The sequence below is a fragment of the Nonomuraea endophytica genome (assembly GCF_014203235.1).
GTDB lineage: Bacteria > Actinomycetota > Actinomycetes > Streptosporangiales > Streptosporangiaceae > Nonomuraea > Nonomuraea endophytica.
Genome location: NZ_JACHIN010000001.1, coordinates 180,845 through 202,203 on the forward strand (window position 1 = coordinate 180,845; position 21,359 = coordinate 202,203).

21 protein-coding genes are annotated in these 21,359 nt (G+C 69.1%); 7 read left to right on the forward strand and 14 right to left on the reverse strand.

Translation table 11 applies throughout. The features are described from left to right. Window positions 1-44: 44 nt before the first annotated feature. The 3 genes from HNR40_RS00790 to HNR40_RS00800 form a co-directional block, all read right to left on the reverse strand. Window positions 45-497, reverse strand: a complete 453-nt coding sequence (locus tag HNR40_RS00790) for a DUF2690 domain-containing protein (RefSeq protein WP_184957713.1) — start codon at window positions 495-497, stop codon at window positions 45-47. Window positions 498-596: 99 nt separating this feature from the next. Then, window positions 597-1,103, reverse strand: coding sequence for a DUF6912 family protein (locus HNR40_RS00795; protein ID WP_184957714.1), 507 nt, complete (start codon window positions 1,101-1,103; stop codon window positions 597-599). A 31-nt stretch (window positions 1,104-1,134) separates the two neighbouring features. Then, on the reverse strand, window positions 1,135-1,779 hold the full coding sequence (locus tag HNR40_RS00800; protein ID WP_184957715.1) for an HAD family hydrolase: 645 nt from the start codon (window positions 1,777-1,779) through the stop codon (window positions 1,135-1,137). 117 nt (window positions 1,780-1,896) lie between these two features. On the opposite strand from HNR40_RS00800, the gene atpB reads away from it, so the two are divergent. Further along, window positions 1,897-2,673, forward strand: coding sequence for a F0F1 ATP synthase subunit A (atpB, locus tag HNR40_RS00805; RefSeq protein WP_184957716.1), 777 nt, complete (start codon window positions 1,897-1,899; stop codon window positions 2,671-2,673). Here atpB and nagZ read toward each other — a convergent pair. The 7 genes from nagZ to HNR40_RS00840 form a co-directional block, all read right to left on the reverse strand. Then, window positions 2,670-3,944, reverse strand: a complete 1,275-nt coding sequence (gene nagZ / locus HNR40_RS00810) for a beta-N-acetylhexosaminidase (RefSeq protein ID WP_184957717.1) — start codon at window positions 3,942-3,944, stop codon at window positions 2,670-2,672. The two genes, atpB and nagZ, sit on opposite strands and share 4 nt — an antisense overlap. Window positions 3,945-3,989: 45 nt before the next feature. Beyond that, window positions 3,990-5,663, reverse strand: a complete 1,674-nt coding sequence (ptsP, locus tag HNR40_RS00815; RefSeq protein ID WP_184957718.1) for a phosphoenolpyruvate--protein phosphotransferase — start codon at window positions 5,661-5,663, stop codon at window positions 3,990-3,992. A 68-nt stretch (window positions 5,664-5,731) separates the two neighbouring features. Continuing rightward, complete coding sequence (locus tag HNR40_RS00820; protein ID WP_184957719.1) at window positions 5,732-5,989, reverse strand: HPr family phosphocarrier protein; 258 nt, start codon at window positions 5,987-5,989, stop codon at window positions 5,732-5,734. Between the two features lie 44 nt (window positions 5,990-6,033). After that, window positions 6,034-6,654 carry an HAD family hydrolase gene (locus HNR40_RS00825; RefSeq protein ID WP_184957720.1) on the reverse strand — a complete coding sequence of 207 codons (621 nt, stop codon included), beginning with the start codon at window positions 6,652-6,654 and terminating at the stop codon, window positions 6,034-6,036. Then, window positions 6,645-7,091 (reverse strand): PTS sugar transporter subunit IIA, encoded by a 447-nt coding sequence (locus HNR40_RS00830; protein ID WP_184957721.1) that lies wholly within the window; start codon window positions 7,089-7,091, stop codon window positions 6,645-6,647. The genes HNR40_RS00825 and HNR40_RS00830 overlap by 10 nt, the downstream gene beginning before the upstream one ends. Window positions 7,092-7,102: 11 nt before the next feature. Next, entirely contained in the window at window positions 7,103-7,339 is a 237-nt protein-coding gene (locus HNR40_RS00835) for a PTS sugar transporter subunit IIB (RefSeq protein ID WP_184957722.1), read from the reverse strand. A 50-nt stretch (window positions 7,340-7,389) separates the two neighbouring features. After that, window positions 7,390-8,424 carry an SIS domain-containing protein gene (locus tag HNR40_RS00840; protein WP_184957723.1) on the reverse strand — a complete coding sequence of 345 codons (1,035 nt, stop codon included), beginning with the start codon at window positions 8,422-8,424 and terminating at the stop codon, window positions 7,390-7,392. A 104-nt stretch (window positions 8,425-8,528) separates the two neighbouring features. Between HNR40_RS00840 and HNR40_RS00845 the strand changes: the two genes are divergently transcribed. From HNR40_RS00845 to HNR40_RS00860, 4 genes are all read left to right on the forward strand, one after another. Further along, window positions 8,529-9,266, forward strand: a complete 738-nt coding sequence (locus HNR40_RS00845; RefSeq protein ID WP_184957724.1) for a GntR family transcriptional regulator — start codon at window positions 8,529-8,531, stop codon at window positions 9,264-9,266. An 11-nt stretch (window positions 9,267-9,277) separates the two neighbouring features. Then, on the forward strand, window positions 9,278-10,621 hold the full coding sequence (locus tag HNR40_RS00850) for a PTS transporter subunit EIIC (RefSeq protein ID WP_312896135.1): 1,344 nt from the start codon (window positions 9,278-9,280) through the stop codon (window positions 10,619-10,621). Between the two features lie 404 nt (window positions 10,622-11,025). Beyond that, window positions 11,026-12,330 carry a PTS transporter subunit EIIC gene (locus HNR40_RS00855; RefSeq protein WP_184957725.1) on the forward strand — a complete coding sequence of 435 codons (1,305 nt, stop codon included), beginning with the start codon at window positions 11,026-11,028 and terminating at the stop codon, window positions 12,328-12,330. A 227-nt stretch (window positions 12,331-12,557) separates the two neighbouring features. Continuing rightward, entirely contained in the window at window positions 12,558-12,977 is a 420-nt protein-coding gene (locus HNR40_RS00860; RefSeq protein WP_312896136.1) for an Rv3235 family protein, read from the forward strand. Between the two features lie 90 nt (window positions 12,978-13,067). Here the strand turns inward: HNR40_RS00860 and secA are convergent, their stop codons facing one another. Further along, a complete protein-coding gene (gene secA / locus HNR40_RS00865) occupies window positions 13,068-15,857 on the reverse strand; it encodes a preprotein translocase subunit SecA (RefSeq protein WP_184957726.1) in 2,790 nt (929 codons plus the stop codon). A 228-nt stretch (window positions 15,858-16,085) separates the two neighbouring features. Here secA and HNR40_RS00870 point away from each other — a divergent pair, with 228 nt between their 5' ends. Further along, window positions 16,086-16,328: an HGxxPAAW family protein gene (locus HNR40_RS00870; protein ID WP_184957727.1), complete on the forward strand. Its 243-nt coding sequence runs from the start codon at window positions 16,086-16,088 to the stop codon at window positions 16,326-16,328. 108 nt (window positions 16,329-16,436) lie between these two features. Further along, the gene (locus HNR40_RS00875; protein WP_184957728.1) at window positions 16,437-17,615 is read left to right on the forward strand and encodes a winged helix-turn-helix domain-containing protein; all 1,179 of its coding nucleotides are present in this window, start codon (window positions 16,437-16,439) and stop codon (window positions 17,613-17,615) included. A gap of 623 nt (window positions 17,616-18,238) precedes the next feature. Here the strand turns inward: HNR40_RS00875 and HNR40_RS00880 are convergent. From HNR40_RS00880 to HNR40_RS00890, 3 genes are all read right to left on the reverse strand, one after another. Beyond that, window positions 18,239-18,940: a response regulator gene (locus tag HNR40_RS00880; RefSeq protein WP_184957729.1), complete on the reverse strand. Its 702-nt coding sequence runs from the start codon at window positions 18,938-18,940 to the stop codon at window positions 18,239-18,241. A 374-nt stretch (window positions 18,941-19,314) separates the two neighbouring features. Continuing rightward, window positions 19,315-19,977 carry a ribosome hibernation-promoting factor, HPF/YfiA family gene (hpf, locus tag HNR40_RS00885; RefSeq protein WP_184957730.1) on the reverse strand — a complete coding sequence of 221 codons (663 nt, stop codon included), beginning with the start codon at window positions 19,975-19,977 and terminating at the stop codon, window positions 19,315-19,317. A 630-nt stretch (window positions 19,978-20,607) separates the two neighbouring features. Then, the gene (locus HNR40_RS00890) at window positions 20,608-21,288 is read right to left on the reverse strand and encodes a ComF family protein (protein ID WP_184957731.1); all 681 of its coding nucleotides are present in this window, start codon (window positions 21,286-21,288) and stop codon (window positions 20,608-20,610) included. Window positions 21,289-21,359 lie beyond the last annotated feature (71 nt).

Here is a 21,359-nt window from a genome sequence, read left to right on the forward strand (position 1 = left end):
GGCCGCGGCTCCCCCGCGTGCTGATCAGCCGCGAGCCAGGGTGATCAGCCGCAGGCCTGCGCGGTCTTGCCGTTGGCCCAGGACTTGGTGTGCTTGGCCACGGCGTAGCCCCAGGCGCAGATCTTGGCGCCCTCGATCATGTCGCCCCAGTGGTGGCCGCCGTTGCCCTTGCCGTAGGTGAACTGGACCATCCTGTTGCCGTTGCTGTTGGGCTTGGTCAGGATGACGCGGATGATGCCGGTGTCGAGCGGGGAAACCCAGACCTCGGCCCAGTTGGTCTTGCACTTGCGCGACCACATCAGCTTGATCGTGCCGTACTTCTTGCCCGAGCCCTTCTGGACCAGCGTGCTCTGCTTCGAGACGATCCCCGACGCGGCACAGCCGGTCTTGTACGGGTCCTGCTTGTCGTAGTTCCGAGCGGCGTGCGCGGCGGGAGACATCATGGCCAGAAGCGCCCCCGTGGCCGCCACTCCGGCTACTGCTGCTCGGATTCTCACTGAGACTGACTCCTTCGTGTTACCCGACGTGTAAACCCACGGCAGCCTACAAGGGATGTTCACGAAAGAGTCAAGAACAATCTCCGAATTGGGACGACCCTAACGGAAGAGGTCAGGGATCTCCTGGGTCGCATACCACATCAGTTCGTGCGCCTCGGCGCCGTCCACGGTGAAGCGGGCGTCGTCGTCGCCGTCGTCGGCGGCCGAGAGGGCGGCTATGGCCGCTTCGATGTCGGGGATGGCGTAGAGGTCGTCCACGTGGGCCGCGGCCACCTTGGACAGGGGGACCGAATCGGCCAGCCGTACCCTCGCACGCTCGGCCAGGTCCACGCCCACGGTGAGACCCCCGTCGGGGACCTCGGCCGCGACCACCACCCGCCGTGGAGCGGCGTCCACGCCGTCGGCGCGGTCGGCCGCGAGCATGCGCAGCGAGGCGCGGGCCGCCTCGGTGAGCGCCACGTATTCGAGCTCTTCTGTGTCGCCCGAGGCGTACCACTCGGTCAGCGCGGGGGTGACCGCGTAGCCGATCAACGGGGCCGGGCCGAGCTCTCCCGCGGCGACGGCCTTGGCCAGCGCGGGGAGCGTGCACGGCAGATAGACGCGCATGATGTGCCTTTCCGAGAAATCAAGAGCTCTATCATGCCCGCCGCAGCGGCAGCCGGAGGAGCGTCTCGAGTTCGGCGATGGTCGTGTCCGCGTCGCGGTGGTGGATACCGGCGATGCCGAGGCCGCGGGCGGCGGTGATGTTCGCCTCGATGTCGTCGACGAACACGCAGTTCCCGCCAGGCAGGCCCACCAGGTCGAGCGCGTGGTGGAAGATGCGCGGCTCGGGCTTGCGCATGCCCACCTCGCCCGAGATGACCACCGCGTCGAAGACCTCGTCCCAGTCGTCGCGCGGGTAGGTGTTGGACCACGAGTTCGACAGCAGGCAGGTCCTGATCCCCCCGCTCCGCGCCAGCCGCAGCATGTCGTACATGACGTCCACCCGGTCGAACGCCGCGAACATCCTCTCCAGCAGCCCCTCCGCGACCGGCGGCGCCCCGTCCACGGTGCGCAGCCGCGCCGCCAGGTCCCGCTCGAACGCCGCTCCCGACATCTCCCCGCGCTCCAGCGCGTGCACGACGCTCTCGCCGTCGCCGTTGTAGGCGTGGTCGACGAGGCCGCGCATGACCGTGCGGTAGTGGGCGCCGTCGATGCGGTCGGCCTCGATCCACTTGGCGATCGCGATGGACAGGCTCGTCGTGAGCACGCCGCCCCAGTCGATCAGCACCCCTGCGACCACGGAGACCTCCCGGTGATGGAATATCGTTCTAGGGTAATTCCCCGCGAAACGCGGCCGGGCGCGGGCGGGACATAACCGGTTAATCGGGCTCAACCTAACGCTGGTTAGGGTGACCGCATGGTGACCATCGACGACTATCGCGCCCCTGGTCCGGACATCTTCGTCTTCCCGCCGATCATCGACGGCGGCCCCTTCTGGTTCACCAAACCCGTGCTCCTCGCGGTCGCCTGCGCGGGGCTCGTCATCGCCTTCTGCTGGGCCGCCTTCGCCAAGCCCAAGATCGTCCCACGCGGCGTCCAGAACGCCGGGGAGTACGTCTACTTCTTCGTCCGCGAGCAGATCGCCAAGCCGTTCCTGGGCGCCGACACCGATCGCTGGATGGGCCTGCTGTTCACCCTGTTCTTACTGATCCTGACCTGGAATCTGGTGGGCCTGGTCCCGTTCATCCAGTTCCCGGCCTCCTCGTACATCGCCTTCCCCGGCGTGCTGGCCGTCGCCGTCCTCATCCTCAAGGTCTACCTGGGCGTCAAGCACCAGGGCTTCACCGGCTACCTCAAGAACATGTCCGTCCCGCCCGGCCTGCCCAAGTGGGCGCTGGGGATCTACGCGCCCATGGAGTTGGCACACCAGTTCCTGTTCTCCTGGGCCACGCACGCCATCCGGGTCTGCGCCAACATGTTCGCCGGCCACATGCTGCTGGCCTTCTTCAGCTCGGTGGGCTTCTGGTTCCTGGTGGAGAAGCTCAGCCCGCTGGGCGCCCCGATCGGGCTGCTCGGCGTGGTGATGACGATCCTGCTGACGGCCTTCGAGCTGTTCATCATGATCCTGCAGGCGTACCTGTTCACCATGCTCTCGGCCATGTACATCGCCGGCGGCCTGCGCGCCGAGCACTAACCGGCGGCGCGGGCGGCCAGCTTCCTGTGCTTGGCCGAGCGCAGCACCTTCGCGGCCTGTTCCGCCGAGGCCCTCGGCGCCTCGGTCAGGAAGCCGCGGTTCTTCCTCAGCGTGAGCAGCCGGGTCACCGAGGCGTCCAGCCGCGCCTCGGTGATCCGGCCCGACTTCACCGCCCCCAGCACCGCGTTGTACGCCTTCGGGAAGTCGGCCGGCATGAGCAGCAGATCTGCCCCGGCCAGCACGGCGCGTACCGCCACCTCGCCGTCGCCGTACTTCTTGCGCACCCCGCCCATGTTCAGGGCGTCGGTGGAGATCACGCCTTTGAAGCCGAGCTTGTCGCGCAGCAGCCCGGTCAGGATGGGCTTGGACAGCGTGGCCGGATCGCCGGAGTCGTCCAGCTTCGGCATCACGATGTGCGCGCTCATGACCGCGTCCACGCCCGCGTCGATCGCGGCCTTGAACGGCGGCGCGTCCAGCTTCTCCCACTGCGCCCGGGTGTGCTTGATCACCGGAAGCCCGGTGTGGCTGTCGGTCGCGGTGTCGCCGTGGCCGGGGAAGTGCTTGGCGGTGCTGGCCACCCCGGCGTCCCCGAAGCCCTTGACCGCCGCGCTCACCATCTTGGCCACCTTGGCCGGGTCGTCGCCGAAGGCCCGCCGGCCGATCACCGGGTTGCGCGGGTTGAGGTTCACGTCGGCCACCGGGGCGAAGTCGAGGTTGACCCCGAGCGCCTTCAGCTCGTCGCCGGTGGCCCTGGCGACCGCCCGCGAGAACTCCGTGTCCCCGGTGGCGCCGATCCGGTCGGCGCTCGGCAGATCGGTCATCAGCGCCGACATCCGCGAGACCAGGCCGTTCTCCTGGTCGGTGCCGATGAGCAGCGGGACCCGCTTCGAGGCGTCCTGCAGGCCGTTGGCGAGCTTGACGACCTGGGCGGTGCTCTTGACGTTCGCCGGGAAGAGGATCACGCCGCCGAGGTGGTACTTGGCGACGACCTTCGCGGGCGTCTGGGCGCCGAACCTGGCCCGGTTCTCGCCGGAGACGGTGTCGGCGGCGGTGCCGTACACGACGGGCATGAACAGCTGCCCGACCTTCTCCTCCCGGCTCATCGCCTTCACCAGCCGCTGAACCTCGTCCCCCATGGGCTTCTGCGAGGTGGCCGGGCTCGGCTGGGCGGCGGCCGCGGCGGAGCTCGGCGTCGCGGGTCCGCCGCCGCCGCCCGCGCACGCGGCCAGAGCGAAGACGAGCATGCCTGCGGTGCCGATGCGTCCAACCATGTCCAACAAGGTATCCGGGCGAAGCCGTGCAAGTGCCGCAGGAGACTAAAGTCCGAGCTCCGCGAGTCCGGGCAGGTTGGAGCGGGCCGCCGCACGCGCGTGCCGCGCCGTCGCCTGCCCCCGCGCCGCGTGCGCCGCGCGCCCGCACTCGTCCAGCGTGCTCAAAGCCAGCGCGGCCCGTACGGCGGGCAGCGCGGTGGCGCTCATCGACAACGTGCTCACCCCGAGCCCGACCAGCACGCAGGCCAGCACCGGATCGGCCGCCGACTCCCCGCACACCCCGCACGGCCGCCCGTTGTCCGATGCCGCGGTGGCCGTGGCGGCGACGAGGTCGAGCAGCGCCGGCTGCCACGGGTCCTGCAGCCCGGCCAGCGCGCCCACCTGCCGGTCGGCGGCGAAGGTGTACTGCGACAGGTCGTTGGTCCCGATCGAGAAGAAGTCGACCTCCTGGGCGATGCGGTCGGCGCGCAGCGCCGCAGCCGGCACCTCGATCATCACGCCCGCGCTCGGCAGCCCGGCGGCCCGGCACGCTCCGGCGAACCACCTGGCCTCCTCGGCCGTGGCCACCATCGGCGCCATGACCTGCAGCTCGGCATCGACGCCCTGGGCAGCGGCGGCCAGCGCTGCCAGTTGCACGGCCATCACCTCCGGATGCAGGCGGAACATCCGCAGCCCCCGCTCCCCCAGCGCCGGGTTCGGCTCCGGCGCTGACGGCTTCAGGAACGCCAGCGGCTTGTCCGCCCCGGCGTCCAGCGTCCGCACCACGACCTTGCCGGCGGGAAAGGCCTCCAGCACCGCCCGGTACGCGTCTTCCTGCTCCTCGATCGAGGGCGCCTGCGCGCGGTCCAGGAACAGGAACTCGGTCCGGTACAGGCCCACGCCCTCGGCGCCGTTGGCCAGCGCTGGGTCGAGGTCTCCCGGACCGCCGACGTTGGCCAGGAGCGGCACCCGGTGCCCGTCCTTGGTCCGGCCGGGGCCGCGGACCGCGGCGATCGCGGCCTGCCTGCTCTCCTGCGCGTCCACCGCGGTGGCCACGTCGTCGTCGGACGGCTCCAGCCGTACCTCTCCGGTGGACCCGTCGACCAGCACCCGGGCGCCGGGCCTGATCGTCGTCGCGCCCGCGCAGGCCACGACGGCGGGCACGCCCATCGCCTTGGCCAGGATCGCGGTATGGCTGGTCGGCCCGCCCTCCTCGGTCACGAACGCGGCCACCACGTCCCTGGACAACAGCGCGGTGTCGGCCGGCGCGAGGTCACGGGCGATCAGCACGTACGGCTCCGCCGCCTCGACCGGCAGGCCCGGCAGCGGCTGCCCGGTCAGCTGCGCGATCACCCGGTCGCGGATGTCGTCGAGGTCGGCGACCCGCTCGCCGAGGTAGCCTCCGGCCTTGGCCAGCAGGTCGCGGTACTTGCCGAACGACTCGTACACCGCCCTGGGCGCGGCCAGGCCGCCGTCGATGAGCGACTTGACGCCCACGATCAGGCCGGGGTCCTCGGCCATGAGGGCCTGCGCCTGCAGGATCTCCCTGGCCTCGCCGCCCGCCTTGTCACCGCGGGCCTCCAGGGCCCCGGCGACCTGCTTGAGCGCGGCCAGCGCGCGCTCCTTCTCCTGGGCTGCCTCGCCGGTGAAGGTCTGGCCCGCAGGGGGTTCGGGCACCGAGGCCGTCAGGACGTACGCGGGACCGTGACCGATCCCCTGGCTGACCCCCGTGCCGCGCATACGGTCGCGCCCGCTTCGGCCCTCGTTGGCTCGTCCCTCGCTCTCTCGGTCCGAGCTCCTGCGCTCGGTCACGGCGTCTCAGCGATCTTCACGAGCTCGTCCAATACGTCCTCGGCGCCCTCGCCGTCGGCCGTGATCAGGATGGTCTCGCCCTGGCGGACGTCCAGCCCCATGACCGACAGGATGCTCTTGGCGTTGACCTGGGGACCGCCGGCCTTGCCGACCGTGACGTCGATCGGGGCCTTGGTGGCCGTCTGCACGAACGTCGCCGCAGGACGGGCGTGCAGGCCCACTTCCGCGGCGATGACGGCCTTGCGCTCTGCCATGAGACTTTCCTCCTTGATGATGGCGGTCCAGACCAGTTTGAACCTTAGGTGAACGGCGGCCAGTCGACCGCTGTGAGATCGGCCACCACGAGGTCGGCCTGGGCCAGTTCGTCGCCGGCGTGCGAGGTGGCGACGCCGACGCAGCGCATCCCGGCCGCCTTGGCCGCCGCGATCCCGGCCAGCGAGTCCTCGAACACCACACAGTCGGCAGGATCGGCGCCCAGCCGCTCGGCCCCGAGCAGGAAGCCCGCCGGGTCCGGCTTGCCGACCGCCACGTCCTCGGCCGCGACGATGACCCTGATCAGCTCGCGCACACCCACCTGTGCCAGGCGCTGCTCGGCCCACGCGCGGCCGGCCGAGGTGACCAGGCCGATGGGCGAGCCGTACGCGGCGACCTTGCGGACCAGCTCGGCCGCGCCGGGCACCGGCACGATCGCGGGCAGCTCCGGGTGGTCGTTGTAGCTGTAGACCTCGCGGATCAGTTCCTCGATGTCGTGGCCGGGGAACACCTCGGGGATCACGTCCCGGCCCCTGCGGCCCATGAAGACACGGACGTCCTGCTTGACGTCATGCTTGTCGAGCAGCAACTGCCACATGGCCATGCTCCGGGCTTCGGTGTTGATCAGCGTCCCGTCAAGGTCAAAAAGCGCGCAGTCTATTCCCACCGGAACAACTCGTCCCCCACGTGTACCTCCCCCTCCGCGACGCCGGTCACCGACTCGGCCGCCGCGTCCAGTGCGACCACCGGGCAGACCGGCGAGCGACCGCCCGCCTCGATGGCCGCGGGGTCCCAGGCGACGACCGGCTGACCGGCGCTGACCCGGTCCCCCTCGGCCGCCAGCAACTGGAACCCCTCCCCCTTGAGCTGGACCGTGTCGATGCCCAGGTGCACCAGCACGCCTCTGCCGTCGTCCCCCACGATGACGTAGGCATGCGGATGCAATTTCATGATTTTTCCGGGTATCGGGGCAACTGCCTTGCCCGGTCCCCGCAAGGGGTCGATGGCCGTGCCCGGCCCCACCATGCCTGCGGAGAAGACCGGATCGGGCACGGCCGCCAACCCCACTGCTGCCCCCTCGACCGGGGCGAGAACAGTCGTCATGGTCTCGCCCTCTAGCCGATGATGTCCTCGATGTCGCTGGCGATCGTGTCGGCCTCCGGCCCCACGACTACCTGGACCACGTTCCCCGCCGCCATCACCCCGTGGGCTCCGGCCGCCTTGAGCGCGGCCTGATCCACCTTGGAGGCGTCGTGCACCTCGGTGCGCAAGCGTGTGATGCAGGGTTCGATCTCGATGATGTTCTCGGCGCCGCCGAGTCCCGCGATGATCGCGTTAACGTCCGTCGCCATCCGGTCCTCCTCCTGAATACTCTCCGACCAGGCTAAACGACGCTCCGTGATCAGTCGGTCTGGGTCACCTTGTTGAGTCCGCGCGGCGCGTCGGGGTCGATGCCGAGCCTGCGGGCCAGCGACTCGGTGAGCAGCTGACCGGGCACGATCAGGCCCATCGGGGCGACCCACTCGGGCAGGTCCGGTCCGTTCAGGGCGGCGGTGCCCGCGCCGGCGAGAGCCGTACCCCCGCCGATGGTGAAAGCGGACGCGCCCGCCGCCACGACGCGCTCGGCGAGCGCGACGGTGCCGGACAGCGTGGGGCTGTTCTCCGCGGCGACCAGCAGCGCGGGGGTGTCGGCGTCGACCACGGCGATCGGACCGTGCAGGAGGTCGGCGTAGGACAGGCCCATGGCGTGCAGGTAGCAGGCCTCCTTGAGCTTGAGCGCGGTCTCCAGCGCGGTCGAGAACGCCAGCCCGCGGCCGGAGACGACCACGCCCGGCTTGTCGGCCAGGCCCTCGACCACCGCGTCGAGGTCGCCGGGGTCGGTGATCAGCTTCTCCACCACGTCCGGAACCTTCTGCAGGTCGTCGGCGTCCACGTCGGCGCCCAGGCCCAGCGCGAGAACGGCCAGCGCGGCCAGCTGCGTGGTGTAGGTCTTGGTCGCGGGCACGGCCTTCTCCTCGCCGGCCAGCGTGACCAGCGCCAGGTCGGCGACCTGGGCGAGCGGACTGTCCGGACCACCGTTGGTGACGCCCACGGTCTTGGCGCCGCAGTCCTTGGCCCACGCCAGGGTCTCGACGATCTCCTCGGTGCGGCCCGACTGCGAGATCGCCACGGCCAGCACGCCGTCGAGGTCGAGCTTGCGCTTGTAGGTGGTCGCGATGGACGGGGCGGCGAGCGCGGAGAGACGACCCGCATGTGATTCCACCAGGTAGCGCCCGTAGACTGCGGCATTGTCCGAGGTGCCGCGCGCGATGAAGAGCAGCTGACGGGTCTGCTCGCCCAGCGCCCTGACCTCATCGACTCGGGGGAGCAAGGAGTCCAGGGTGGCCCGCAGCGCCGCGGGCTGCTCGGCGATCTCGCTGCGCATCTTCGTGGTCATCTTGTCCTCATCGGCTTGACTGATAATTCCGGCATGTGGTCTAGTCCGGACTAGACCAGTACGAACCATAGCTCATCGACCAGGTCAGATCGAGGGGAGGATCCGTGGCGCACATCGATCCGGACAGCCCGGTGCCCAAGTACTTCCAGCTGCGCGAGATCCTGCTGGACCTCATCGACAGCAACGAGCTCAGCATCGGCGCGGCGATCCCGTCCGAGCGCGAGCTCTGCCAGCGTTTCGGCCTGTCCAGAATGACGGTACGGCAGGCCGTCGACCACCTGGTGTCCGAGGGACGGCTGCACCGGGTGCCGGGAAAAGGCACCTTCGTCGCCCGCCCGAAGATCGAGCTGGCACTCCAGCTCACCTCGTTCACCGACGACATGCGCGCCCGCGGCATGGAGCCCGGCTCGCGCGACCTGGACCGCCGCGTCGTGCGCGCCAGCGCGCACCTGGCCAAGGAGCTGGGCATCCAGCCCGGCGAAGAGGTCCACTTCATCGAGCGGCTGCGTACCGCCGACGGGGAGCCCCTGTCCATCGAACGCGCCCACATCCCGGTGAAACTGGCCCCCAACCTTGCCGACCACGACCTTTCCGACAGATCCCTGTATGAGCTGCTGGAGAGCCGCTACGGCCTCGTCATGGACGCCGGCGAGCTCACCATAGACGGCGGCATCGCCGACCCCAGCGACGCCGACCTGCTGAAGCTGCCGCGCGGCGGAGCCGTACTCCTGCTCCAGCGCCGGTCCTTCTCCGGCGGCGTCTGCGCCGAGCTGGGCGTGTCCACCTACCGGGCCGACCGCTACCAGCTGCGCACCATCCTGGAAATGCCCGCTCGACGCTGAGGACTCCCGCAGTGAACGAGACCACAGCGGCCGCCCCATCGCCGCTCTCCCGCGTCATGAACGTGCTGCAGCGGTTAGGCCGCTCCCTCATGCTGCCCATCGCCGCGCTGCCCGCGGCCGGGCTGTTAATGCGTTTCGGCCAGCCCGACATGCTCGGCTCCAACGGCCCAAAGCCCGGCGGCTTGGCCGACGTCGCGGGGTTCGCCTGGATGAGCAGCGTCGCCGCGGTCATCGACGCCGCCGGATCCGCCCTGTTCGAGAACCTTCCCCTGATCTTCGCCGTCGGCGTCGCCATCGGCTTCGCCCGCAAGGCCGACGGCACCACCGCGCTCGCCGCCGTCGTCGGCTACCTGGTCTTCGACCGCGTCACCAAGGTCATGTTCTTCGGCTCCGGCATCCGCGACACCGTGCTCATCAGGGAGTCCACACCCGAGGGCATCAAGGAGATCATCGACTACGGCCTGCAGAACCCCACCAAGGTGCTCGGCGGCATCATGATGGGCCTGGTCGCGGCCATGCTCTGGCAGCGCTTCTACCGCATCAAACTGCCCTCCTGGCTGGCCTTCTTCGGCGGGCGCCGGTTCGTGCCGATCATCACCTCCATCGTCGCCCTCCTGCTCGGCGTCATCGTCGGCTGGGCGTGGCCGCTGCTCGGCGAATGGATCTCACACGCCGGAGAGGGCCTGGCCAACCTCGGCCCGCTCGGCGCGGGCATCTACGGCCTGATCAACCGGCTGCTCATCCCGCTCGGCCTGCACCACTTCGTCAACTCCATCGTCTGGTACGTCGTGCCGCAATGCGAAGTCGGCGGCCGGGTCCTCAGCGGCGACTGGAACTGCTACTTCGGCGGCGACCCCAACGCCGGGGAGTTCATGGCCGGGTTCTTCCCGGTGATGATGTTCGCGCTGCCCGCCGCGGCGCTGGCCATGTGGCGCGCGGCCCCCAAACACCGGCGCGCCACGGTCGGCGGCATCATGCTCTCGGCCGCACTGGCGTCCTTCGTCACCGGCGTCACCGAGCCGATCGAGTTCGCGTTCATCTTCGTCGCCCCCGTCCTCCTGGTCGTGCACGCGCTGCTGACCGGGCTCGCGATGGCGCTCACCGCGCTGATCGGAGGGCAGCTCGGCTTCGGCTTCTCGGCCGGGCTGCTGGACATGCTGCTCAACATCGGCAAGTCCAACACCCAGAACGTCATCGGCATCCTCGTGCTGGGTGTGGTGTACGGCGTCGTTTACTACGTCGTGTTCACGTTCCTGATCCGGCGCTTCAACTTCATGACACCGGGCCGGGAACCAGAACTCGACCTCGACTCCGGCGAAACCACAACCACCCCCACCCAATCCCGAGACCCCTAGCACCCACCGGGCTTAGGCGCGAGCGCGGGTTCCCCGCAGCCTCACCCCAGACAGCCCGAGCCCCCCGAAGAGGGCTGCCTCGCGGGAGTCCACCTAACGCGCGAACGCCCCACCCGGAGGACCTCACCCCGGAGGGCACCCCTCGGTGGTCTCCCACCCGACCGCGACCACCCGGAGGAGCCCTGGGCGGGCAAGGCGCGGGCCGGAGACACCGATGCGGGCATGGCGCGCTCGAGCTGGCCCGCGCGGCCGGTGGCAGGCCCCGAGGGGCGGCCCACGCGGAGGTGGCGAGCCTGGGCGGTGGGTGTCTGGCGTGGGGTGTGGGGCCGGTGTGGTAGTTGTTTTTGCCGTGCGTGCGCGTGGTAGGAATCCTGCATCCCCCGGCTGATCTTCCGGGGGGAACCATGGGCACCACGAGCGCCGAAGCCGGCACGTCCTTCTGGTCGTCGGCCTTCGCCGTCCTGCAGCGCATCGGTCGTTCCCTCATGCTGCCCATCGCCGTCCTGCCCGCCGCCGGTCTCCTGCTGCGGTTCGGGCAGGACGATCTGCTGGGCCGTACCGACAACGCCTTCCTCGACCGGGTCGCGGCGATCTTCGCGGCCGCGGGCGGGGCGCTGTTCGACAACCTGCCGCTGCTGTTCGCGCTGGGGGTGGCGATCGGGTTCGCGAAGAAGGCGGATGGGTCTACGGCTCTGGCCGCTTTGGTGGGGTATCTGGTGTTCGACCAGGTGACGCGGCGGATGTTCTTCGAGTCGAGTGCGCCGGCCGTACACGACAAAGTCACTCAGACGCTGATGGACGGGACGAGGGTCATCAACCAGGCGGCCTCCGCGCAACCCACCGGCGTGCTCGGCGGCATCCTCATCGGGCTCGTGGCCGCCGTCCTCTGGCAGCGCTACTACCGCATCAAGCTCCCCACCTGGCTGGCCTTCTTCGGTGGGAGGCGGTTCGTCCCCATTGTCACGGCGGTGGCCGCGCTGCTGCTCGGCGTCCTCATCGGCCTCATCTGGCCGCCCATCGGCCAGGCCCTCACCAGCTTCGGCGACTGGCTGGCCACGAACTCCGCCCTCGGAGCCGGTGTGTACGGCGTCGCCAACCGCTTCCTGATCCCCCTCGGCCTGCACCACTTCGTCAACTCGATCGTCTGGACCGTCATCCCGGAGTGCACGGTCAACGGCGTCCACGCGGCCGGCGACCTCAAGTGCTACGCCATCGGCCAGCAGGGCGCGGGCATCTTCATGACCGGCTTCTTCCCGGTGCTGATGTTCGGCATCCCCGGCGCGGCGCTGGCCATCTGGCGCGCGGCGCCCAAGCACCGGCGGGCCGCCGTGGGCAGCATCATGGTCGGCGGCGCGCTGACCGCGTTCGTGACGGGGATCACCGAGCCGGTCGAGTTCGCGTTCATCTTCGTGGCGCCGCTGCTGTTCGTCGCGCACGCCCTGCTCACCGGTGCGGCGATGGCGCTCATGGCGGCGCTGGAGACACGCCTCGGCTTCAACTTCTCCGCCGGACTGTTCGACATGCTCCTGAACGCCAGCAAGTCCAACACGTGGGGCCTCGGACTGATCATCCTGATCGGACTCGCCTATTTCGCGCTGTATTACGTGTTGTTCTCGTTCCTGATCCGGCGTCTGAACATCCCCACACCCGGACGCGAGCCGGAAGACACCCCCAGCAGTGCCAGTCCGGCGGATTCCGCCACACCCTGACCGCCGGTTTCACTGCGTCCGAAAGGATTTCGCGCCGGTCGCAAGCCCGTGCGGCCGGTCCTTAACGCGATCATGCTCGCCCATCCTGGGGCTCCAACCCGAGATGATCTTCTTCGCCATTCTCCGCATATCGGTGGCCCCGGCGAGAAAGTCGGGTGCCGGAGTATCTGACGGCGTGGCCGAAAACTCCTTCTTACGACGCCGATCCAACCCCCTGAAGGAGCGCCGTGTCCCCGGAAATCGCCATCCTCCCGCTGCCCGAGCCGCCCTACGACGGCGACCGGCCCCGCGTCGACGGCTCGCTGGCCCTCAAGCCGTTCATCTGGGGCCCGGCCGGGGCGCTGCCGGACGAGCGCCGGCTGCGGCTGTTCGGGCAGGCGCTGGCCGAGGTGCTGGCCGGGCGGCGACCGGCCGAGAACCTCGCCGACCGGTTCACCGAGCGGGCCTACAACGAGCTGCTCCAGGCCGGGCGCATGATCGAGACCGGGCGGCCGCCGTTCGTCGGGGTGCCGCACGTCAACGAGCCTCGGGACGGGGCGATCGAGATGTGCCTGCTGGTGCACGGCGGCGACCGCAGCCGGGTGCTGGCCGTGCGCCTGGAGCGCCGGGGAGTGCAGTGGGTGTGCACCGACTTCGAGACCGCCTGACGGGGCAGCGCAGACGCCCGCCGTACCGAAGAGAAGGAAACGGAAAGGCCCCCGCGCCCGAGGTGGGGAGCGGGGGCCTGTCGCGGTGCGCTAGGCGGCGTTCTTGGGGTCGCCGTGGCAGCGCTTGAACTTCTTGCCCGAGCCGCACGGGCACGGCGCGTTGCGCTCGACGTTGCCGTAGGCGGCGCGCTCGGCGGCGGTCGTGCGGACCCTGGTGTGCTCGACCTCGCCCTGCTCGCCGGGCGCGGAGTATTCGAGCTCGGTGGGACGCTCGGGGCCGCGCAGGCCGCGCGCGATGATCGAGCGGGTCTCCGCCATCATCTCGTCCTCCTCCTCGACGATCGGGTTCTCCTGAACCTCGACCTCGATGTTGAAGAGGAAGCCGACCGAGTCCTCCTTGATGCCCTCAAGCATCCCGGAGAACATCTCGAAGCCCTCGCGCTGGTACTCGATCTGCGGGTCCTTCTGCGCGTAGGCCCGCATGCCGATGCCCTCGCGCAGGTAGTCCATCTCGTAGAGGTGCTCGCGCCACTTGCGGTCGAGGACCGACAGGATGACGCGGCGCTCGAACTCGCGGGTCGCCTCGGCGCCGAGCTCCTCCTCGCGCCGGACGTAGGCGTTGAGCGCGTCCTCCTTGACCTTCGCGGTGATCAGCTCGGCGGTGACCTCCTCGCGGCCGCCCGCCTCCTCGATGAAGTCCTCCAGCTTGAGCGAGACCGGGTAGAGCTCGCCGAAGGCCTTCCACAGCTTGTCGAGGTCCCACTCCTCGGCGAAGCCCTCCGCGGTCGCGCCGGCCACGTAGCCTTCGACGACCTCCCCGATGAAGCCGCGCACCTGCTCGTGCAGGTCGGCACCTTCGAGGACGCGGTGGCGCTCGGCGTAGATGACCTTGCGCTGGCGGTTCATGACCTCGTCGTACTTCAGAACTTCCTTGCGGATCTCGAAGTTCTGCTGCTCGACCTGGTGCTGGGCGGAGGCGATGGCCTTGGAGACGATGCCCGACTCGATCGGCTGGTCGTCGGGGATGTTGAGCCTGGTCATGATCATCTCGACCCGGGCCGAGTTGAACAGGCGCATCAGGTCGTCGCCGAGCGAGAGGTAGAAGCGGGACTCGCCGGGGTCGCCCTGGCGGCCGGCGCGACCGCGCAGCTGGTTGTCGATGCGGCGCGACTCGTGGCGCTCGGTGCCGAGGACGTAGAGGCCGCCCAGGTCGGTGACCTCGTCGTGCTCCGCCTTCACCGCGGTCTTGGTCTTCTCCAGGACCTCGGGCCAGGCCTTCTCGTATTCCTCCGCGGTCTCGACCGGGTCGAGGCCCTTGGCGCGGAGCTCGAGGTCGGCGCGGAACTCGGAGTTGCCGCCGAGCATGATGTCGGTGCCTCGTCCGGCCATGTTGGTGGCGACGGTGACGGCGCCCTTGCGGCCCGCCTCGGCGATGATCGCGGCCTCACGCGCGTGGTTCTTCGCGTTGAGCACCTCGTGCTGGACGCCGCGGCGCTTGAGCGCCTTCGACAGCCGCTCCGACTTCTCCACCGAGGTGGTGCCGATGAGGACCGGCTGGCCGGCGTTGTTGCGCTCGACGATGTCCTCGACCACGGCGGCGAACTTGGCGTCCTCGGTCTTGTAGACCACGTCCGCCTGGTCCTTGCGGATCATCGGGCGGTTGGTCGGGATCGGGACCACGCCGAGCTTGTACGTCTGGTGGAACTCGTTGGCCTCGGTGACGGCGGTGCCGGTCATGCCGGACAGCTTCTCGTAGAGGCGGAAGTAGTTCTGGAGGGTGACGGTGGCGAGCGTCTGGTTCTCGTCCTTGACCTTCACGCTCTCCTTGGCCTCGATGGCCTGGTGCATGCCCTCGTTGTAGCGCCGGCCGTGCAGGATGCGGCCGGTGAACTCGTCGACGATGAGCACCTCGCCCTCGGCGACGATGTAGTCCTTGTCCTTCTTGAACAGCTCCTTGGCCTTCAGGGCGTTGTTCAGGAAGCCGATCAGGTGCGTGTGCTCGGGCTTGTACAGGTTGTCGATGCCCAGCCAGTCCTCGACCTTGGCGACGCCGTCCTCGAGGATGCCGACGGTGCGCTTCTTCTCGTCGACGATGTAGTCGCCGGTGCTCTCCTCGCCCTGGTTCTTGGCCTCGACGCCGCGGCGGAGCCTGGGAACGATCTTGGCGAACTCGGCGTACCACTTGCCGGACTGCTCGCCGGGGCCGGAGATGATCAGCGGCGTACGGGCCTCGTCGATGAGGATGGAGTCGACCTCGTCGACGATGGCGAAGTTGTGGCCGCGCTGCACGCACTCGTCCAGCGACCACGCCATGTTGTCGCGCAGGTAGTCGAAGCCGAACTCGTTGTTGGTGCCGTAGGTGATGTCAGCCTCGTACTGCTTGCGCCGCTCGTCGGGCTGCTGGCCCGAGAGGATCATGCCGACGTCGAGGCCCAGGAAGCGGTAGATGCGGCCCATGTTCTCGGCGCCGACACGCACCAGGTAGTCGTTCACGGTGATGACGTGAACGCCCTTGCCGCTGATCGCGTTGAGGTACGCCGGGAGAGTACAGGTCAGGGTCTTGCCCTCACCGGTCTTCATCTCCGCGATGTTGCCCATGTGGAGCGCCGCCCCACCCATGATCTGCACGTCGAAGTGACGCTGGCCGAGAACGCGCCTCGCGGCCTCGCGCACGGTCGCGAACGCTTCGGGAAGCAGATCGTCAAGGGACTCGCCGTCGGCGTAGCGCTGTCGGTACTCGTCCGTGAGCGCGCGCAGCTCCGCGTCGGACATACTCCTGAAGTCGTCCTCGATGGAGTGGACCTGATCGGCGATGCGCTTCAGCTTGCGGAGGGTCTTGCCTTCGCCGGCGCGTAGGATCTTGTCGAGAATGGCTGCCACTTTATGTAAAGCTCCTCGCAGGTCTACCCCGGCGGCGCCGCCAGGAGGAGAGGCCGAGACAAACTTCCCCGTTGCCATCGTAGGCGGTCTCGCTACCAGACACAGCCAATGCGACGGGCCACCCGCATCCCCCTTCTGGGAGAATGGTGTTTCGGCAGAGCGTATGCCGAAGTAGACCGATCTCGCACCAATGACTGGCTGGCGGGAGAACATAGGAAGGACAAGGCCATGTCAGGCGGACAAAACCTAGGCAATCACGCCGGCCGCGCGTCGTCGTGGCTCGCGGTGACGGTCGCCCTCGCGGGCTTCATCGTCGCCGGGGTCGGCATGCCCGTCGAGAGCTGGCTGATGATCTGGATCGGCATCGGCCTCGTCGTCGTGGGCGCCATCCTCGCTCTCGTGTTCGACATCATGTCCGACGTCGTCATCGACGCGCCGCGGGTCGGCATGCGAGCGGAACACCACCGATAGGACATCCACGACGGCGGGCGCTCGGCGAACATGCCGGTGCCCGCCGTTCTGTCGGTCCCCCGTTCCGTCGGCCCCGTTCTGTCGGTGCCCCCCGTTAACATTCCCGACATGCTTCTGACCGCCGACGACGCCCGCCGGATCATCCTGCGCGCCCAGGGCCTGCTGGGCTCCGACGGCCGCAAGGGCGGCCCCCACGCCGTGCTCCGCAGACTCGGCGCCGTGCAGCTCGACACCGTCTCGGTGCTGGCCCGCTCCCACGAGCTCGTCGCCTACGCCCGCCTGGGCGCGGTGGGCAGGCAGAAGGTCGAGCGCGCCTACTGGCACGACCCGGCCCAGAGCTTCGAATACTGGTGCCACGCCGCCTGCATCCTCCCCATCGAGCACTGGCCGCTTTACTCCTTCCGCCGCCGGGCGTACCGCGAGCGCCGCTTCCGCTGGCACCAGGTCCCCGACGGCGTGGAAAAGCTCCTCGATCAGGTACGGCGGAGCGGCCCCATCACCACCTCCGACGTCGGCGGCGCCAAGAACGGCGGCGCCTGGTGGGACTGGTCCGAGTCCAAGATCGGCCTGGAGTGGCTGCTCGACATCGGCGAACTCGTCTGCACCCGCCGCATCGGCTGGCGCCGCGTCTACGACCTGGCCGAACGCTCCGTCCCCGCCGACCTGCTCGCCCAGGACCTCACCGACGAGGAGTGCATCGTACGGCTGGCGGGTGTGGCCGGCCGTTCCTTGGGAGTGGCCACCACCACCGACCTCGTCGACTTCCTGCGCGTGCGCAACCACCACCGCTCGATCCTGGAGGAGTCCCTGGCCAACGGCGCAGCCGGACTGGTCCCGGTAGAGGTGCCCGGCTGGGCCCAGAAGGGCAAACCCGCCAAGGCCTGGGCCGACCCGGTGGCCCTGGAATCCGTCCCACGCGGCCGCCACCGCGCGACGCCGATCTCCCCGTTCGACTCGCTCATCTGGCACCGGGGGCGCACGTCACGCGTGTTCGGCTTCGACTACACGCTGGAGCTCTACGTCCCCAAGCACAAGCGCGTCCACGGCTACTTCACCATGCCGATCCTGGCCGGAGGCAGACTCATCGGCCGCGTGGACCCGGGCCGCGAGGGCACCACCTTCGTGGCCCGCCAGATCAGCCTCGAACCCGGCCTGTCGGTGTCCAAGTGGGCCGACTCGGTCCGCGAGGCACTGTGGGAGGCGGCCTCCTGGGTCGGCTGCGACACAGTCCGAATAGAACGCGCCGACCCGGCCCTAACCACCCACCTCCAAACCACCCCCGCCTAACACCCCGCTTCCCCACCGGCATCCCCCGAGACAGCTCCACCGGGATGCCGGTAAGTCACGCGGCACCGAGATGGCGCAAACACGCGCACCCGGACGCGGCGGACCGGCACCGGGCACCCGATCCCGCAGGCGGGATCCGGGAATGCCGTCGAACCCGGCCCTGGTGAACGGGCTCCCCGGATGGCGCCCTGGGCAGCGCGTTGACACAGCACATGCGGCGTCTCAGAAGGCCGGATGGGCGACCAAGGGGCCACACAGGACTACCGCCGATGGCCTGGCGACCAGGCCTGCGTCACACGGGTGGCCGGGCGCATGGATTGCCGCCATGCCCGGCAGACGTCCCACCAGGCTGCTGGGCACAACCCTGGCATGTGGCCGGTGGTCACGTGTGTGGCCGGGCTCAAGCCGTGGCCGTGGTCGAGGTGAGGCCAGCCGTGGAAGAGGTGAGGCCGTGGCCGAGGTGAGGCCGTGGCCAAGGTCGGGAGTCGGGCCGGTGGTGAAGGGGGTGGGGCCGGTGAAGCCAGCGGGGCGATGTTGGGGTGGGTGGTGGGGATCGCGGCCCGGGGTGGGAGCGATCCCCCTGGTCTGTGGCTAGCTGGTCTGTGGCTGGGCGGGGTGGAAGCTCAGGTGATTTCCAGCATGCGCTCGCGCACCGCGTAAACCACGGCCTCCATCCGCGAGTGCAGTTGCAGCTTGTCCAGGATGTTGCGGACGTGGTTCTTCACCGTGTTCTCCGAGATGAAGAGCTGCTTGGCGATCTCCCGGTTGTTCATGCCCTTGGCCACCAGGCGCAGCACTTCCATCTCGCGCTCGGTCAGCCGTGGGACGGGGAGCTGGGGTGGCCGTTCGGCCTCCTTGCGGCTCATGTTGGCGAACTCGGTGATGAGTTTGGCGGCCATGGCGGGGTTGATGAGGGACTGGCCTTCGTGCACCCCGCGCACGGCGTCCGGGACGTCGTTGATCTGGACGTCTTTCAGCAGGTAGCCGGTGGCTCCGGCCTTGATGGCCTCGAAGAGGTCTTCTTCCTCGTCGCTCACGGTCAGCATGATGATGCGCGTGCTGGGGACCGAGGCCTTGATGCCCTTGGTGGCCTCGATGCCGTCCTGGCGCGGCATCCGCACGTCCATGAGCGCGACGTCGGGCATGAGGCGGTCGGCCATCTCGACCGCCTCCTGCCCGTCGCTCGCCTCTCCGACGACCTCGATGTCGGCCTCAGCGGCCAGTGCCAGCGCGAGACTGCGCCTGATCAGCTCGTGATCGTCCACGATCAGCACGCGGATCGGCTCGTCTCTCTCCGGCGTGGGGGTCTCGCCGCTGTCAGTCACGGAGCCTCCTCAGCCGGTCGTCGGCCGAGTACCCTCGCCTGCCCCGCATGGTCACGGAGCCTCCTTCGGCTCCGCGACCGCCGCGTGCGGCCTGTCCTGCCCGTGACGGGCGCCGCGCGGCATGTCACGCACGGCGCCCCTGTCGATGATCCGCTCGATCACACGGCCTCCCTGATCGGCCGCGCGACGGTGTTGTCGTCGCTTCGCGTGGGCTCGCCGATGGGAACTCCTCGCCGGAGGGCTTGGAGTTCGCAGCCGCGAACGCTTCGCTCGCTCACGTCTCCTCCTCGTGGGGGGCCAGAGCCGTTGAACCGCCAATGATGGCACGGGTGCCGCGGTCCTAGGGTGGTCGAGAAGATCTTCTGATCCGGCGATCAGGGCTCGACGAGCCTCAACACGCCGTAGTTGTAGCCGCGCCGGTTGTACACGACGCTCGGCTGACCACTCTCCTTGTCACGGAACAGGTAGAAGTCGTGGCCGACCAGCTCCATCTCGAGGAGGGCCTGGTCGATGGTCATGGGTTCCGCTTTGTGATTCTTCTCCCGGACGATGAGCGGACCGTCGCCGTCCATTTCGATGGGGACGATGTCGTCGTACTGCTTGTCGTCAGGCAGGTCGTCCAGTTCGGGTTCTGCCTGTTCGGGGACCACCTTGGCCTTCCGCGGCGCCGGTTCGGCGACGTCGCCGAGGGTCGCGGTCAGCTCTGCCACCGAGGGGATGGCGTGGTTGCCGTGGTGGACCTTACGGCGGTCGGCCAGCCTCCTGAGGCGGCCTTCCAGTTTGTCGAGTGCGATGTCGAGGGCGGCGAATCGGTCGTCGGCCGACGCCTCGGCGCGGATGGCCGGGCCTCGGGAGTGAATGGTCAGCTCGACGCGCTCACGCTGGTCGGTGATGCGCGGATTGCGCTCCTTCGACACCTCCACATCGACTCGAATGAGCTTGTTGTCCAGACGCTCGATCCTGGCCAGCTTGGTCGTCACCAAGTCGCGGAACCGGTCACTCACTCCTGTGTGCCGGCCCTTGACGATGATGTCCATGCAACAGCCCCCCTTCGTCTAACGACTGAGAAAGAGCACCCGACGACGTGCCTGCCGGGCGGGGCCTTCTGTCTGCCTTTCTGTCACCGTTACCCTCTTCCGACGATTCGTTACCGGGAACTCGGTGTATGGCACCCGCCCGGCCGACCTGGTTTTCGACCCCACATTCGCCTGCTGAGGGTTTCGCAGCTCTGCTGCCACTACTGCCCTTCTCTCCTGACGAGGGACATCTGGACCCTCGGGAAGGCAGGACTTACCCCTAAGCCGCACCGTGATCAGTCGACAAAAAGTCGCCTTACGTGGACCGTTTTGCCTGCGGCTGGCATCGGCTAGCAGAGCCGGGAGCCCCGGCTCTGCGCAACCACGGACCCGAACGGGTGCCATGTCAGAACGCTATCCGCATCGGGAAGGAATGTCAGCCGGAGGATCGGCCAAAGGATCACTTTCCGTGATTTTCTCCCGCCTTACAAGAGCCATGAGATGCCCCTTTTGGTGGGGCCGTATCCCTTATGGACGCACCCCTCCAGAGGGGTGAGCTGCCAGAGCGCGCCGACGAGGCAACGGAGATGTGGCCCCGAGGTGAGACGGGCCACTGACACAGGTTCTCACCGAGCGTGATGGTAAAGCGTTTCAAGATCTTCGGCGTGTCGCGGCGATCGTCACGGCCGCCACCACCTCCGCCCCCGCCGACCGCAATGCCCGCGCTGCCTCGGCCAGCGTGGCGCCGGTGGTCACGATGTCGTCCACAAGGACCGCAGAGGCCCCTGGAGCGCCGCGCAGCCGACCGGTGACCCTGAGAGACGACCGGAGATTGGCGGCCCGCTCCGTGGCGCTCAGGCCCGCCTGGTCGGCCACCCGCCGCGCCTGCGCCAGCGCCGGAACCAGCGCGGCCCGCACTCCGGCCGCCCGCATCATCGAGGCGGCAAGGGCGCCCAGCCGCCCCACCGGATCGTGCCCACGCCCCCGTACGGCCCGCCGCGCACTCGGCACCGGCACGACCACGACACCCCCACGAGGCCCGCCCAGCGCGTCCAAAGCCGTGACAGCCGTGTACGCCAGCACCTCCCCCAGCGGCGCCGCCAGCCCGGTCTGTCCACGCTCCTTGTAGGCCAGGACCGCCTCCCGCAGCGACCCCGAGTAGTCACCCGCCGACCAGCAGAGGGGCAGCCCGGCGGGCACCGGGACCGGCATCCGCGACCCCACCGAGCCGACCCACCCGGCCAGGCACCGATCGCACACCCGCCCCATATGGGCCAGACCGCATCCCAGGCAGACCTGCGGCGCCAGCACGTCGAGCAATGCCGTCAACATGACGCACAGCATGCCGGGCGTCACCGACAGTTCTCGTCGCCGTCAACATGACGCACAGCATGCCGCGCCTC